Origin of the sequence: Cellulomonas biazotea (assembly GCF_004306155.1) — a bacterium.
Classification (GTDB): Bacteria; Actinomycetota; Actinomycetes; order Actinomycetales; family Cellulomonadaceae; genus Cellulomonas; species Cellulomonas biazotea.
In genome coordinates this window covers 1-15159 of sequence record NZ_BIMR01000092.1, presented here as the reverse complement: position 1 = coordinate 15159, position 15159 = coordinate 1, and the positions used below count along the sequence as shown (strand labels likewise).

Annotated in this window: 12 protein-coding genes and 2 pseudogenes; 7 read left to right on the top strand and 7 right to left on the bottom strand. The window is 74.5% G+C overall.

Annotation, left to right across the window (positions count from 1 at the left end; all coding sequences use genetic code 11):
• Positions 1–64: 64 nt before the first annotated feature.
• The 3 genes from glpK to CBZ_RS07585 all read right to left on the bottom strand — a co-directional run bounded on the left by glpK (position 65) and on the right by CBZ_RS07585 (position 4274).
• Positions 65–1588 carry a glycerol kinase GlpK gene (glpK, locus tag CBZ_RS07595; protein WP_130780971.1) on the bottom strand — a complete coding sequence of 508 codons (1524 nt, stop codon included), beginning with the start codon at positions 1586–1588 and terminating at the stop codon, positions 65–67.
• A 30-nt stretch (positions 1589–1618) separates the two neighbouring features.
• Positions 1619–2371 (bottom strand): MIP/aquaporin family protein, encoded by a 753-nt coding sequence (locus tag CBZ_RS07590; RefSeq protein ID WP_130780972.1) that lies wholly within the window; start codon positions 2369–2371, stop codon positions 1619–1621.
• A 91-nt stretch (positions 2372–2462) separates the two neighbouring features.
• Positions 2463–4274: a glycerol-3-phosphate dehydrogenase/oxidase gene (locus CBZ_RS07585; protein ID WP_130780970.1), complete on the bottom strand. Its 1812-nt coding sequence runs from the start codon at positions 4272–4274 to the stop codon at positions 2463–2465.
• Positions 4275–4424: 150 nt separating this feature from the next.
• Between CBZ_RS07585 and CBZ_RS07580 the strand changes: the two genes are divergently transcribed.
• Both CBZ_RS07580 and CBZ_RS07575 read left to right on the top strand, forming a co-directional pair.
• Positions 4425–5417, top strand: a complete 993-nt coding sequence (locus CBZ_RS07580) for a sugar-binding transcriptional regulator (protein WP_130780969.1) — start codon at positions 4425–4427, stop codon at positions 5415–5417.
• Between the two features lie 173 nt (positions 5418–5590).
• A pseudogene (locus CBZ_RS07575) lies at positions 5591–6097 on the top strand (amino-acid N-acetyltransferase); the annotation flags it as partial.
• 95 nt (positions 6098–6192) lie between these two features.
• Here CBZ_RS07575 and CBZ_RS07570 read toward each other — a convergent pair.
• Together CBZ_RS07570 and CBZ_RS07565 are read right to left on the bottom strand one after the other, a co-directional pair.
• Positions 6193–6555 carry a cupin domain-containing protein gene (locus tag CBZ_RS07570; protein WP_130780968.1) on the bottom strand — a complete coding sequence of 121 codons (363 nt, stop codon included), beginning with the start codon at positions 6553–6555 and terminating at the stop codon, positions 6193–6195.
• Between the two features lie 178 nt (positions 6556–6733).
• Positions 6734–7606 (bottom strand): iron-sulfur binding domain-containing protein, encoded by an 873-nt coding sequence (locus CBZ_RS07565; protein WP_174768647.1) that lies wholly within the window; start codon positions 7604–7606, stop codon positions 6734–6736.
• Positions 7607–8099: 493 nt separating this feature from the next.
• On the opposite strand from CBZ_RS07565, the gene CBZ_RS07560 reads away from it, so the two are divergent.
• Complete coding sequence (locus CBZ_RS07560; RefSeq protein ID WP_130780966.1) at positions 8100–8750, top strand: RAD23 family protein; 651 nt, start codon at positions 8100–8102, stop codon at positions 8748–8750.
• A 30-nt stretch (positions 8751–8780) separates the two neighbouring features.
• Here CBZ_RS07560 and disA read toward each other — a convergent pair whose 3' ends face one another.
• Positions 8781–9851 carry a DNA integrity scanning diadenylate cyclase DisA gene (gene disA / locus CBZ_RS07555; protein ID WP_218022726.1) on the bottom strand — a complete coding sequence of 357 codons (1071 nt, stop codon included), beginning with the start codon at positions 9849–9851 and terminating at the stop codon, positions 8781–8783.
• 94 nt (positions 9852–9945) lie between these two features.
• Positions 9946–11343 carry a DNA repair protein RadA gene (gene radA / locus CBZ_RS07550; RefSeq protein ID WP_130780964.1) on the bottom strand — a complete coding sequence of 466 codons (1398 nt, stop codon included), beginning with the start codon at positions 11341–11343 and terminating at the stop codon, positions 9946–9948.
• Positions 11344–11565: 222 nt separating this feature from the next.
• On the opposite strand from radA, the gene CBZ_RS07545 reads away from it, so the two are divergent.
• The 4 genes and pseudogenes from CBZ_RS07545 to CBZ_RS21480 form a co-directional block, all read left to right on the top strand.
• Positions 11566–12219 carry a TetR/AcrR family transcriptional regulator gene (locus CBZ_RS07545; protein ID WP_174768646.1) on the top strand — a complete coding sequence of 218 codons (654 nt, stop codon included), beginning with the start codon at positions 11566–11568 and terminating at the stop codon, positions 12217–12219.
• Entirely contained in the window at positions 12212–13141 is a 930-nt protein-coding gene (locus CBZ_RS07540) for an ABC transporter ATP-binding protein (RefSeq protein ID WP_130780962.1), read from the top strand. The genes CBZ_RS07545 and CBZ_RS07540 overlap by 8 nt, the downstream gene beginning before the upstream one ends.
• On the top strand, positions 13138–14781 hold the full coding sequence (locus CBZ_RS07535; protein WP_130780961.1) for an ABC transporter permease: 1644 nt from the start codon (positions 13138–13140) through the stop codon (positions 14779–14781). Before CBZ_RS07540 ends, CBZ_RS07535 begins: the two co-directional genes overlap by 4 nt.
• A gap of 66 nt (positions 14782–14847) precedes the next feature.
• Positions 14848–15159 (top strand): annotated as a pseudogene (locus tag CBZ_RS21480) (hypothetical protein); the annotation flags it as partial.

Below are 15159 nucleotides of genomic sequence, written 5' to 3'. Positions count from 1 at the left end.
CCCCCCGGGCCCCCGGGGACGGGTGCGACGGCCCCTTCGCCGCACCCGTCACCTGCGGTGACGTCTACTGCACGTCGTCGTCGACCCAGTCGAAGGTCTTCGTGACGGCCTTCTTCCACAGCCGGTACTGCCGGTCGCGCTCGACCTCGTCGGCCGCGGGCTCCCAGCGCTTGTCCTCGGCCCAGTTGTCGATGACGTCCTGCTCGCCCGACCAGTACCCGACGGCGATGCCCGCGGCGTACGCGGCACCGAGCGCGGTCGTCTCGGCGACCTTCGGGCGGATGACGGGCACGCCGAGGATGTCGGCCTGGAACTGCATGAGCGCGTCGTTCGCGACCATGCCGCCGTCGACCTTGAGCTCCGTGAGGTCCACCCCGGAGTCGGCGTTCATCGCGTCGAGCACCTCGCGCGTCTGGAAGGCGGTGGCCTCCAGGGCGGCGCGGGCGATGTGGCCCTTGTTGACGTACCGGGTGAGCCCGACGAGCGCCCCGCGGGCGTCGGACCGCCAGTACGGCGCGAACAGGCCGGAGAACGCCGGCACGAAGTACGCGCCGCCGTTGTCCTCGACGCTCTCGGCGAGCTGCTCGATCTCCTGCGCCGAGGAGATGAGGCCCAGGTTGTCGCGGAGCCACTGCACGAGCGACCCGGTGACGGCGATCGACCCCTCCAGGGCGTAGACGGCGTCCTGGTCGCCGATCTTGTAGCAGAGCGTCGTCAGCAGGCCGTTCTTCGACGGGATGGGCTTCGTGCCGGTGTTGAGCAGCATGAAGTTGCCGGTCCCGTACGTGTTCTTGGCCGTGCCGACCTCGAAGCACGCCTGCCCGAACGTGGCCGCCTGCTGGTCGCCGAGGATGCCCGCGATGGGCACGCCGGGGACCATGCCGCCCTCGCGGCCCTTGCCGTACACCTCGGACGACGAGCGGATCTCGGGCAGCATCGACAGGGGGATCCCCATGTCGGCGGCGATGTCCTCGTTCCACGTGAGCGAGTCGAGGTTCATGAGCATGGTGCGCGACGCGTTGGTGACGTCGGTGACGTGCACCCCACCCTGGACGCCGCCGGTCATGTTCCACAGCACCCACGCGTCGGTGTTGCCGAAGGCGAGGTCGCCCCGCTCGGCCTTCTCGCGGGCGCCGTCGACGTTGTCGAGGATCCACTTGATCTTCGGGCCGGAGAAGTACGTCGCGAGCGGCAGGCCGACCTTCGCCTTGTACCGGTCCGCACCGCCGCCGAGCGCCCCCAGCTCGTCGGCGATCTTCTGCGTCCGGGTGTCCTGCCAGACGATCGCGTTGTACACCGGCTCGCCGGTGGTGCGGTCCCAGACGACCGCGGTCTCGCGCTGGTTGGTGATGCCGACCGCGGCGATGTCGCGGTAGGTGAGGTTCGCGCGGGTCAGGGCGAGGCCCACGACCTCACGCGTGTTGGTCCAGATCTCCGCGGCGTCGTGCTCGACCCAGCCGGCCCTGGGGAAGATCTGCTCGTGCTCCTTCTGGCCGACGGACACGATCTGTCCGCCGTGGTCGAAGACGATCGCACGGGTGCTGGTGGTCCCCTGGTCGATGGCGAGGACGTACTGCGTGTCGGGCATGGGGGTCTGCCTTTCGGTCGGGTGCCGTGGTCAGAGGATGTAGGCGGTCGCGAGCAGGCCGGCGAGCACGCCGCCGACGATGGGGCCGAGCACCGGGACCCACGCGTACGACCAGTCGCCGCCGCCCTTGCCGGGGATCGGCAGGATCGCGTGCGCGATGCGGGGGCCGAGGTCACGGGCCGGGTTGATGGCGTACCCGGTCGGTCCGCCGAGGCTCGCGCCGATGCCGACCACGAGGAACGCGACGGCGAGCGGGCCGAGGCCCGAGGGCGTCGGGCCGAACGCGAGGATGACGAACACGAGGACGAACGTCGCGATGACCTCGGTGACGAAGTTCCACGCGTACGACCGCAGCGCCGGGCCGGTGGAGAAGACGGCCAGCTTCGTGCCGGCGTCGGCCTCCTGGTCGAAGTGCTTCTTGTACGCCAGCCAGGCGACGACGGCTCCGAGGAACGCGCCGATCATCTGGGCGAGGATGTACCAGAACGTGTTGCCGATGGTGGGTTCGAGCGTCGCGGTGACGACCCCTTCGGGTCCGGTGACGCTGTAGAACGGTTGGTCGGCCGTGAGGAGGCCGATGGTGACGGCCGGGTTGAGGTGCGCCCCGGACTTGAAGGCGACGTAGACACCGGAGAAGACGGCCAGACCCCATCCGAAGTTGATGAGGAGCCAGCCGCCGCCGAAGCCCTTCGTGCCGGGCAGGATCACGTTCGCCACCACACCGGCACCCAGCAGGATGAGCATGGCGGTCCCGAGGATCTCGGAGACGAACGCCTGGGACATGAGTGTGCCCACGAGCTACCCCTTCTCTTGACGAGACGTCGTTGTCACGTGCGCCCCGCGCAGGGGCGCGCGGGGGGTCTTGGGTGTGCGGTCAGGTGCCCGCGGGACCTGCCGATCCGCGGCCGCGCGGGGACCCCGGCTTGGTGCCGGCGCCCACCCGCTCGTCGAGCCGCTGCATGGGGGACAGGTCGCCGGCGCGCAGCCGGACCTTCTCGGCGGCCGCGTCGTCGGGCTCCTGGGCGGCGGCGTCCTCCGCCTCGGCCCGGGCCGTGTACGCGGCGATCTCGCGGCTGCGGGTCCGCTCGTCCCAGCCGAGGACGGGTGCGACGAGGTCGGCGATCTCCTCGAGCGCCCCGACGCCCTTGTCCGCCTGCTCGTAGTTGAGGCGGGTGCGGTGCATGAGGACGTCGTCGAGGTGCAGGGCGCCCTCGTGGCTGACCGCGTAGACGATCTCCGCGCCGATGTACGCGGGCGCGTTCGCGAGCGGCTCCGCGAGCGACGGCTCGGCGTCGACGAGGTCGATGAGCTCGCCGAGCAGCGACCCGTACCGGTGCAGCAGGTGGTCCATGCGGGGGCGGTCCCACCCGTACTTCGCGCCGATGGCCTTGGCCTGGCGCTGGAGGACGCGCAGCCCCTCGGCGCCGACGAGCGGCAGGTCGTGCGTGAGCGACGGCAGGCTCGTGGCGCGGGAGCCGATCGCGAAGTCCACGGCGTCCTTCGCCATGACGCGGTAGGTCGTGAGCTTGCCGCCCGCGATGACGGTGAGCCCGGGCGTCGGCGACGCGACGGTGTGCTCGCGCGACACCTTCGCCGACGACGTGCCCTCCTTGACCTGCGGCTGCAGCAGGGGCCGCAGGCCCGCCCAGGTGCCGATGACGTCGTCGCGGGAGATCGGCCGGGACAGCACCGCGTTGGCGTGCTCGATGACGTAGTCGATGTCGGCGCTCGTCGCGACAGGGTGCACGAGGTCGTGCTGCCAGGGGGTGTCGGTCGTGCCGATCACCCAGTAGCGGGACCACGGGATGATGAACAGGACCGACTTCTCGGTCTGCAGGATCAGGCCGGTGTTGCCCGCGATCCGGCTGCGCGGCACGACGATGTGCACGCCCTTGCTCGCGAGCACGTGCAGCCCGCCCTCGGACCCGGCGAGCGCCTCGGTCTGCTCGGTCCAGACACCCGTCGCGTTGATGACGGCCCGGGCGCGCACGTCGAGGTGCTCGCCCGTCTCCAGGTCGACGAGCTCCGCGCCGGTGACCGCGCCGCCCGACGTCGTGTGCAGGTCGAGGACCTGGGTGCGTGACGCGGCGTGCGCGCCGTAGGACACGGCCGTGCGGACGAGGGTCTCGACGAGCCGTGCGTCGTCGACGCTCGCGTCCCAGTACCGGACCGCGCCGACGGCGGCGTCGTGCCGCAGGTCGGGGAACAGCCGCTCCATGCCCTTGCGGGACAGGTGCTGGTGGATCGGCATCGCGCGCTTGCTGCCGCTCACCGAGGCGAGCGTGTCGTACAGCGCGACGCCGGCGCCGACGTACGCGCGCTCCCAGACCTTGTTCTCCAGCGGGTACAGGAACGACACCGGCTTCACGAGGTGCGGCGCGAGCGTGTTGATGAGCAGGTCGCGCTCCGTGAGCGCCTCGCGCACCAGGTGGAAGTCGAGCATCTGCAGGTAGCGCAGGCCGCCGTGCACGAGCTTGCTGGACCGGCTCGACGTGCCGCTCGCCCAGTCCTGCGCCTCGACGATCGCGGTCGACAGGCCGCGGGTCACCGCGTCGAGCGCGATGCCGGCGCCGGTCACACCACCACCGATCACGAGCACGTCGAGCTCGTTGCCGAGCGCGCTGCTCTCGCGCATCGCGGTGAGCGCGTCCTGGCGCGCCTGGACCGTCAGTGGTGCCGTTCTCATGCGGTTCCTGTCCCCCGGGTGATTCGTCCGCCTCGGATCGCTGCGCCCGGGGCTGCTCGCTATCGTCATCACGGGGCGAACGAACGCGCAACCGGGGTGCACATACGTGCATGCACGCTCGTGCACCGGCGGCGGCACGAGGGGAGGGCCATGTACGTCGAGCGGGAGCAGGACGTCCTGCGGGCGGCCTCCATGTACTACCTGCAGGACCTCAAGATGGAGGTCATCGCCCGGCACCTCGGGACGTCCCGGTCGACCGTCTCGCGGCTCATCAAGCGTGCACGCCAGGCGGGGCTCGTCGAGATCACGCTGCGCCCCGCGAGCACGCGTGCACCCGGGCTCGGGCGGTCCGTCGCCGCCGCGTTCGGCATCGACACGTACGTCGTGCCCGTGCCCGACTCCGCCAGCCACATCGAGCGCCTCGACCAGGTGTCGATCACCGCCGCCCGCCTGCTGTCGTCCTGGTTCGACTCCGACATGGTCATGGGCGTGGCCTGGGGCACGACCCTCGCGTCGGTGTCCCGCTACCTCACGCCCAAGCCGACCCGCGGGTCGCACGTCGTGCAGCTCAACGGCGCCGCGAACATGCGCACGAGCGGCATCGAGTACGCGTCCGACCTCATCTCCTCGTTCGGCACCGCGTTCGGCGCCGCCGTGCACCACTTCTCGGTCCCGGCGTTCTTCGACTACCCCGACACCAAGGCCGCGATGTGGCGCGAGCGGTCCGTCCGGCGCGTGCTCGACATGCAGCGCCGCGCCGACATCGCCGTGTTCTCCGTCGGTGCCGTGGCGGGGGCGGTCCCGTCGCACGTGTACTCGGCGGGCTACCTCGACGACGCCGACGTGCGCCTGCTGCACGAGGTCGGCGTCGTCGGCGACGTCTGCACCGTGTTCCTGCGCGCAGACGGCTCGTGGCAGGACGTCCACCTGAACGAACGTGCGACCGGCCCGACCCCCGACGAGCTCCAGCGCGTGCCCCGGCGCGTGTGCGTCGTGGCGGGCGACAACAAGGTCGCCCCCCTGCTCGCGGCCCTCCGCGCGGGCGTCGTCACCGACCTCGTCGTCGACGAGATCACCGCGACCCTGCTGCTCGACGCGGTCGAGCCGCCGGCCCCGGCGCCCCGCCGCCGGGCGCGCGCCTGACCTGCTCGCCGTCCTCGACCGCGACGTCCACGCTGCGCGCGACGGGAGCGGGGAACGGCGGCAGCTCGGGGATGCTGAACGTCAGCTCCAGGCGGTCGACGTCGTTCGAGTCGCGTCTCACCGGGTCGCGGGCAGGTCGAGGGTCAGGTCGGGGCCGTGGGTACCGTGTGCCGGTGACGTCCGAGCAGCTCCTCATCCGGCCCGCCCTCCCGGCCGACGTGCGGGCCATCCGCGCCCTCGTGCAGCCGTACGCCGAGCAGCGGATCCTCCTCGCGAAGGAGTGGGTCGGCTACTACGAGGCCGTGCAGGAGTTCGTCGTCGCCGAGACCCCCGACGGGACCGTCGTCGGCTGCGGTGCGCTGCACGTCATGTGGCAGGACCTCGCCGAGATCCGCACGCTCGCCGTCGACCCCGCGTACCGCGGCCGGCGGGTCGGGCACGCGCTGCTCGACGCCCTCGTCGAGCGTGCCCGCGCCCTCGGGCTGCGCCGCGTCTTCTGCCTCACGTTCGAGGTCGACTTCTTCACCGCGCACGGCTTCCACGCGATCGAGGGGACGCCCGTGACGACCGACGTCTACGCGGAGCTGCTGCGCTCGCACGACGACGGCGTCGCGGAGTTCCTCGACCTGGCCCGCGTGAAGCCGAACACCCTCGGCAACACCCGCATGCTCATCGAGCTCGGCACGCCCGAGCCCGGCACGCCCGAGCTCGGCACGCCCGAGCCCGGCACGCCCGAGCCCGGCACGCCCGCCGCCCGCGCATCCGCCCCCCGCGCCTAGCCTTCGCGGCCGCGCTCGACGAACGGCGCGCCCAGGTCCAGGTCGCCCGACGTCTCGACGACGACGACGACCGCGTCCGACGTCGCCCACGTCTGGTGCATCTCGCCCGGCTCCCACACGACGAGCGTCCCCGGCCCGGCTGCGAGCCGCGGCTCGTCGTCCGTCTGGACCTCGACGTCGCCCGACACGACCCCGAGCACCTGCCGGCGGACCGCCCGGTGCCGGCCGATCGTGCCGCCCGCGTCGAGCCGCGCGACGTGCACCGACGACGCCCCGGTCGTCGGGGGCACGGCGTCGAGCACGACCCCCGTGCTGTCGAACCGGTCGAGCGGGTAGCGGACGACGTCGAAGAGGCGCATGCCCGCACGCTCCCGGCCCGCCGTGCGACCGTCAAGCCGACGTCCCGCGGGGGTGCACGGTGCACCCGGGCGGCGGCGTGGCTGCGCGGTGCGAGGGGCTCGGGGAGTCGGGCCCTGGGCGGCGGGCTCGGAGCGTGCGGGTGCGGCCCGGACGTGCGCGGCGGGGTGTGCGCCGGGCTCAGTGGGGCAGCCGGTACGTGGCCGGGTGGTCGTCGCCCGCGCCGGGTGTGCGGACCGCGAGCCCGTCGGCGACGAGCGCCTCGACGCACCGCTCGCGCTGGCCGGCGTCCGGCCACACCGCGTCGACCGCGTGCTGCGGCACCGGGCCGAGCGCGTCGCGCAGCAGCGCCATGACGCGCCCGCGCACCTGCCGGTCCGTCCCGGCCCATGCCTGCGTGCGACGACGGGCTGCGTGCTCGTCGCCGGGGTAGCCCGCCGCGCGCCACGCGCACCCGTCCCGCACCGGGCACGCGTCGCAGCGCGGCGCGCGCGCTGTGCACACCAGCGCCCCGAGCTCCATCGACGCCGCCGCCCACCGGGCCGCCGCGGCGTCGTCGTCGGGCACGAACGCCTCCGCCCGGCGGACCTCCGCGACGGTCTGCGCGGGTGCGGGCAGGGCCGTCCCGGCAGCCGCGCGAGCGAGCACCCGGCGCACGTTCGTGTCGAGCACCACGGACCGGCGCCCGAACGCGAACGCCCGCACCGCGGCAGCCGTGTACGACCCGACGCCCGGCAGGGCGAGCAGCGCCGCCTCGTCGTCGGGGACCTGCCCGCCGTGCCGCTCGACGACGGCCCGCGCGCAGTCCTGCAGCCGCAGCGCCCGGCGCGGGTATCCCAGCCGGTCCCAGGCCCGCAGGACGTCGGCGGTGCTCGCGGCGGCGAGGTCGGCGGGCGTCGGCCAGCGGGTCATCCAGGCGTGCCACGCCGGCGCCACGCGCACGACGGGCGTCTGCTGGAGCATCACCTCGCTGACCAGCACGCCCCACGGGGTCCGGTCGGGCGCCCGCCACGGCAGGTCGCGCGCGTGCTCGTCGAACCAGGCGACGACCACGTCGCGGAGCCCGGCCGGGTCGTCGCCACCCGTGGCCGCGTCGGGGCGCCGGACGGCGGGCGCGGTGACGACGGTGGGGACGGCGGGCACCGCCCCATCCTCCCCGACGCCACCGACGCCACCGACGCCACCGACGCCATCGACGTCCCCGACGCCCCGGAGTCCACCGACGTCGACGCCACGGAGACCGTCGCGCCGCCGACGTCGGAGTCCACCGACGTCGACGCCACGGAGATCGTCGTGCCGCCGACGTCGACGCCGCTGAGGTCGTCGTGCCGCCGACGTCCCGACGCATCCCGTGCCGCCGACCTGCGCCGCGCTCCGTCTCGCCCCGCGAGTCGGCCGTGGCCGTCGTCACCGACCGCCGTACTGTGGTCGCGCGCCGCCGGGTCCTCGCGCCACCCGGGCGACGATCCGGGACGGACCGGGCACGACCCGGTCCCGACGGAGCCCCGACGGGCCAGGCGCACGAGCGAGGTCGAGGGAGGCAGCGGTGGGCGTCGTCCGACCGTCCGGTCCGCTGCCGGCGCGCGTCTACTGGGTGCGGCGCACGATCGTCCTCGGTCTGCCGCTGCTGGTCGTCGCGCTCGTCGTGTGGGTGCTCGTGGGCCGCGGCGCGGCCGGTGCGAGCGCCGACGGGGAGCTGCCCCCGGCCTCGGAGACGTCGCCCGCCGGCACCGACGCGACGACGCCCGCAGGCGACGAGGGTGCAGACGCGGGCGAGGAGCAGGACGACGCGTCGTCCGACCAGCCCGCGAACTGCGCCCCCGAGGTGCTCGCGCTCGCGATCACCGCGACCGCCGAGTCGTTCCCCGCGGGCGTGAGCCCGACCTTCGCGGTGAGCATCACGAACACGGGGTCGGAGCCGTGCCTGGTCGACGCGGGCGAGGCGCAGCGGGAGGTCGTCATCACCTCGGGCGTCGACCGGGTGTGGTCGTCGCGCGACTGCGTCGCGGCGGGGACCGAGGAGCGGACGCTGCTGCTCGGTGGCGGCGTGGTCGACGAGACGCCCCTCGTGTGGAACCGGGAGCGGTCCGCGCAGGGCTGCCCGGCGGGTCAGCCGGAGCCGGGTGCGGGGACGTACTCGGCGGCGTTCACGCTCGCGGGTGCGACGGCGACCCCGGCGGTCTTCGGCCTGGGCTGACGCCGAACCGTACGTCCGGCGGGGTGGTCGTCAGACGTAGCGCTCGAGGATCGACGACTCGGCGAGCCGCGACAGCCCCTCCCGCACGGCCCGCGCACGCTGCTCGCCGACGCCGTCGACGGCCATGAGGTCCTCGATGCTCGCGGCGAGCAGCTTCTGCAGCCCGCCGAAGTGGGAGACGAGCCGGTCGACGATCGTGCCGGGCAGGCGCGGGACCTTGGACAGCAGCCGGTAGCCGCGCGGGCCGGCGGCGGCGTCGAGGGCGTCCCCGCCGCCGGGCAGGCCGAGCACGCGCGCGATGTGCGCGATGTCGAGCAGCTCGGTGGAGTTGAGCTCGCCGAGCGCGGCGAGGACGGTGTCGAGGTCGCGCCGGGTGGTGTCGACGTAGTCGCGGATGACGAGCGACCGGTCGGAGCCGAGGCCGCCGACGAGCTCGTCGAGCTGCAGGGTGAGCAGGCGCCCGTCGGTGCCGAGCTCGACGACGTAGCCCTCGATCTCCTCGGAGATGCGGCGGACCATCTCGAGCCGCTGGACGACGGTGGAGACGTCGCGGACGGTGACGAGGTCCTCGATCTCGAGCGCGGACAGCGTGCCGCTGACCTCGTCGAGGCGGGCCTTGTAGCGCTCGAGGGTCGCGAGCGCCTGGTTGGCGCGCGACAGGATCGTCGTGGAGTCCTCGAGGACGTGCCGCTGCCCGCCGACGTACAGGGCGATGATCCGCATGGACGCGGACACGGAGATGACGGGGAAGCCGGTCTGCTTGGCGACGCGCTCGGCGGTGCGGTGGCGGGTCCCGGACTCGGACGTCTCGATGGTCTGGTCAGGCAGGAGCTGCACGGCGGCGCGCACGATGCGGTCGCCGTCGACGACCACGGCGCCGTCCATCTTGGCGAGCTCGCGCAGGCGCGTGGCGGAGAACTCGACGTCGAGCTCGAACCCGCCGGAGCAGATGCTCGCGACGAGGTCGTCGAAGCCGAGGACGATGAGCGCCCCTGTCCGGCCGCGCAGGATCCGCTCCAGACCGTCGCGGAGCTCGCTGCCGGGGGCGACAGCGGCGAGGGTGGAGCGGAGCAGGTCGTCGGGGACGTGCGTGTGTGGCACGGGGGAATGGTATCGAGCGCTGTCGAGCGAGTTCCTGACGACCCGCCTGCTGGGCGCCGCGAGTGCTGCGGTTCGCCCGTTCGGCGCGCTCACGTCACGTGCCGATCCCGGCGGCGACGACGGCCTGGGCCAGGTCACCGGCCTGCAGGACGGTGATCCCGTCGGGCGCGGCGACGCCGTCGAGCGACCCGGCGGGGACGACGGCTCGGGTGAACCCGAGGCGGGCGGCCTCGGAGAGCCGGCGCCCGACGCCGCTCACGGTGCGGATCTCCCCCGCGAGGCCGACCTCGCCGACGGCGACGAGGCCGCGCGGCAGGGCGGTGTTCTCCCGCGAGCTGACGGCGGCGAGCGCGAGCGCGAGGTCGGCGGCGGGCTCGACGACGCGCGCGCCGCCGACGGTGGAGACGTAGACGTCCTGGTCGGCGAGCCGCGCGCCGAGCCGGCGCTGCAGGACGGCGAGCACCATGGCGAGGCGGCTGGAGTCGACGCCGCTGGTCGTGCGCCGCGGGTTGGGGACGGCGGACGGCGCGACGAGGGCCTGGACCTCGGTGGCGAGGGGTCGTCGTCCTTCGAGGGTCACGGTGAGGCAGGTCCCGGGGACGGTCGACGCGGCGTGGGACACGAACAGCCCGGACGGGTCGGTGATCCCGGCGATGCCGGTCTCGGACAGGTCGAAGCAGCCGACCTCGTCGGTGGGGCCGTACCGGTTCTTGGTGGCGCGCAGCAGCCGGAGCCGGGAGTGCCGTTCGCCCTCGAACTGGCAGACGACGTCGACGAGGTGCTCGAGGGTGCGGGGTCCGGCGACGGAGCCGTCCTTGGTGACGTGCCCGACGAGCACGACGGGCAGGTCGCGCGACTTGGCGGCGGCGATGACGGCGGCGGTGACCTCGCGGACCTGGGCGACGCCGCCCGCGGTGCCCTCGACGGCGGCGGACGCGATGGTCTGCACGGAGTCGAGGACGAGCAGGTCGGGGTCGACGACCTCGATGTGGCCGAGCACGGTCGCGAGGTCGTTCTCGTCGGCGAGCAGCAGCGAGGGGTGCAGGGCGCCGACGCGGCCGGCGCGCAGCCGGACCTGGCCGGCGGACTCCTCGCCGGTGACGTAGAGGACGCGTCGGCCGCCGCGGGCGGCGCGGGCGGCGACGTCGAGCAGCAGGGTCGACTTGCCGACGCCGGGCTCCCCGGCGAGCAGCACGACGGCGCCGGGGACGATGCCGCCGCCGAGCACGCGGTCGAGCTCGTCGACGCCGGTGGGGCGCGCGCGGGCGGACTCGACGTCGATGTCGCTGATGGGGCGCGCGGGGGCGCGGGTGGGCGCGGTCGCGACGGTCCGGGGTGCGCCGCCGCCGGGGCCGACGTCCTCGGCGACGCTGCCCCACGCCTGGCACTCGCCGCACCGGCCGACCCACTTGGTCGCGGTCCACCCGCACTCCGAGCAGCGGAAGCCGGGGCGGGCGCTGCGGTCGGCGCGCTTGGTGGTGGTGGTGCTCACGGCGGGCACGCTACCGAGGCCCTCCGACACCGCGCCGCCGCCACCCCGCCGCCACCCGCCGCCACCCGCCGCCGCGCCGCCATCCCACCGCCGCGCCGCAGCCACCCCGCCGCCGACCCGCGCGGACAGGAGGTCGCGTGGAACCTCCGTCGCGCCGGACGCGACAGATCCTCCACATCAGGCCGTTGCGCGACGATTGAACGCGCGTTTAGCATGGTGAACATGCGTTCAGGCGTCGACGACCTCACCGCCCGGGCCCGGATCCGGGACGCGGCCGTGGCGCGCTTCGGCCGCGACGGCTTCCGGGCCAGCGTCCGGACGATCGCCACGGACGCCGACGTCAGCGCAGCCCTCGTCATCCACCACTTCGGCTCGAAGGACGCCCTGCGCGCCGCGTGCGACGAGCACGTCCTGGCCGTCATCCACGCGGAGAAGTCGGCCGCGATCGGGCACACCGCACCCGGCGACGTCATCGCGAAGCTCGCGACCATCGAGCAGTACGCGCCGCTGTTCGCCTACATCGTCCGCAGCCTCATGGACGGCGGGCACCTCGCGGCGCGGTTCGTCGACGGCCTCGTCGAGGACGCCGAGAAGTACCTCGACGAGGGCGTCGCCCTCGGCACCGTCCGGCCCAGCGCCGACCCGCACGGGCGGGCGCGCCTGCTCATCGCGACGACCGTCGGGAACCTGCTCATGGCACAGCTCGACGCCGCGGCGGGCCGCGGGCCCGCCCCGACCGCGGAGCCGACCGCCGCGATGACCGCGCTGTACCGCGACGTCATGCTGCCGGGCCTGGAGATCTACACGCACGGCCTGTTCACCGACAGCTCCTACCTCGACGCCTATCTCGCCTACGAGGAGACCACCCATGAGTGACGCGATCGTCGCGCGCGACCTCGTCAAGACGTTCGGGCGCAAGCGCGCGCTCGACGGCTTCGACCTGACCGTCCGGACCGGTGAGGTGCACGGCTTCCTCGGCCCCAACGGCGCGGGGAAGTCGACGACCATCCGGGTGCTGCTCGGGCTGCTGCGGGCGGACGCGGGCGACGTGCGGCTGCTCGACGGCGACCCGTGGCGCGACGCCGTCGCGCTGCACCGCCGACTCGCGTACATCCCCGGCGACGTCGCCCTGTGGCCCAACCTGTCGGGAGGCGAGACCATCGACGTCCTCGGCCGGCTGCGCGGCGGGCTCGACCCGCGGCGTCGCGCGGAGCTCGTCGACCGGTTCGAGCTCGACACCCGCGTCAAGGGCCGTGCCTACTCGAAGGGCAACCGGCAGAAGGTCGCGCTCGTCGCCGCGCTCGCCGCGGACGTCGAGCTGCTGCTCATGGACGAGCCGACCAGCGGCCTGGACCCGCTGATGGAGGCCGTGTTCCAGGAGATCGTCCGCGAGGCGGCCGCGCAGGGCCGCACGGTGCTGCTGTCGAGCCACGTCCTCGCGGAGGTCGAGGCGCTCGCGGACCGCGTGACGATCATCCGGCAGGGCCGCGCGGTGCAGTCCGGGTCGCTCGACGAGCTGCGCAGCCTGACCCGCACGACGGTCACCGCGGGGCTGCGGGACGGCGACGCCGCGGAGCGGGCGCTCACGGCCCTCGCGGGCGTGCACCACGTGCGCCGCGACGACGGCCACGTGACCCTCGACGTCGACACCGCGTCGCTCGACGACGTCCTCGCGGCGCTGCCCGCGTTCGGCGTGCAGTCCCTCACGGCGCACCCGCCGACCCTCGAGGACCTGTTCCTGCGCGAGTACAGCGACGAGCTCGCGACGCTCGGCGTGCGGGAGGGCGAGCCGCGATGACCGCGACGACGACGGCCGCGCCGACCGCGGCCCGGGCGCCGCGCCCGCAGCACGTGGGGGCGCTCGTCGGCACCCGGGGGCTCGTGCGGGTCGCGCTGCGGTTCGACCGCTGGCGCATCCTCGTGTGGTCCGTCGCGGTCGCCGGGCTGACGCAGGTGTCCGTCGACGCGCTCGCGGACGTGTACGGCACGCCCGAGTCGCGCGCGGCGCGTGCGCAGCTCATCTCCTCGCCCGCGGCGACCGCGCTCGCGGGGCCGGGGTACGGGCTCGACGACTACACGCTCGGCGCGATGACGGCCAACGAGCTCGGCCTGTGGGTCATGCTGCCGGTCGCGATCATGGCGCTCCTCACGGTCACGCGGCACCTGCGGGCGGCCGAGGAGGACGGCCGGCTCGAGCTCGTCCGGTCGGCCCCCGTGGGCCGGGACGCCCCGGTCGTCGCCGGGTTGGTCGCCGCGCTCGTCGGGACGCTCGCGGTCGGTGGTCTCACCTATCTCGCGCTGCTGTCCACGGCCCTCGACCCCGTCGGCTCCGCGGCGCTGTGCGCCGGGATCGTCATGGTCGGGCTCGTGTTCGCGGGGGTCTCCGCGGTCGCGTCGCAGGTCTCCGCGCACGCCCGCACCGCGTCGAGCCTGGGCATGGCGGCCGTCGGCGTCGCGTTCCTGCTGCGCGCGGTCGGCGACGTCCGCGGGCCCGAGAGCACGAGCGTCCTCACGTGGCTGTCGCCGTTCGGGTGGGCGCAGGCGACGCGCGCGTACGTCGACGAGCGGTGGTGGCCCCTGCTCATCGGCGTCGTGGCGACCGTGGTGTGCGTCGTCGTCGCCTTCCGGCTCGTCGCCCTGCGCGACCTCGGCACGGGGCTCGTCGCCGAGCGGCTGGGCCGGACCGCCGCGTCGCCCGCGCTGTCCGGCATGGTGCCGCTCACGCTGCGCCGGCAGTCCGGGGCGATCGCGTCCTGGGGTGCCGCGGTCGTGCTCATGGGCGGGCTCGTCGGGCTGCTGGCCGGCGCGGTCGCCGACTTCGTCGAGAGCGAGGCCACGCTCGGCGAGCTCTTCGGGGACGCCGACCCCGTCGCGGGCGCGTTCACGATCTACGCCGTCTTCCTGGCCCTGACGACCGCCGCGTACGCCGTCGCCGCCGTCGGGGCGGTCCGCGCCGAGGAGACGGCGACGCGCGGCGCCCGCGTGCTCGCCGGACCGGTCTCGCGCGCGCACTGGCTCGGTGCGCAGGTGGGCGTCGCCGCGGTGGCGAGCGTCGTCGTCATGCTGGTCGCCGGCCTCGCGATGGGCCTCGCGGGCGCGGGGAGCCTGTCCGACCCGAGCCAGCTCGGGACGCTCCTCGGCGCGGCCGCGGTGACGATCCCCGGCGTCCTGTGCGTGCTCGGCGTCGCGGTCCTCGTCTACGGGGTCGCGCCGCGGCTGCTCGGGCTGGTCTGGGCGTACGTCGCGTACGTGGGCGTCGTCGGGATGTTCGGCGCGCTCCTGCCCGACGGCTCCGACGCGCTGTCCCCGTTCACGTACCTGCCCGGGCTGCCTGCCGAGGAGATGTCCTGGCCGCCCGTGGTCGCCGTCTCCGCCGTCGCCGCCGTGCTGGTCGGGGCCGGTTTCGCCGGGTTCCGGCGTCGCGACGTCGTCGGGTGAAGTCCCGTCGGTAGGCTTCGGGGTGGTCCGGCGGGGGAGCCGGGCACCGCGAACGATGGGAACCCGATGAGCGAGACCGGCGGATCCGGCAGCAACACCAGCCCGCACTCGGGCCGGCTGCACTGGGCGTCGAACGGCAGCACGCCCTCCGACGGCACCGGTGCACCGGGCGGTGCAGGTCTGCCGCAGCGTCCGCCGACGCAGCCGGTCGCGTCCCAGGGGACGCCGGGCGCGACGCCCGACCCGACCCGCGGCGGTGCGCACGTCCGCCCGTCCTTCGGGCCCCCCACCGGCGCGCCGACGCCCTCCGCCGCGACGCCCGCCGGCGCGACGGCGGGTGCTCAGCAGCCCACCGCCCCCCTCGGTGCCCCCGCGGCG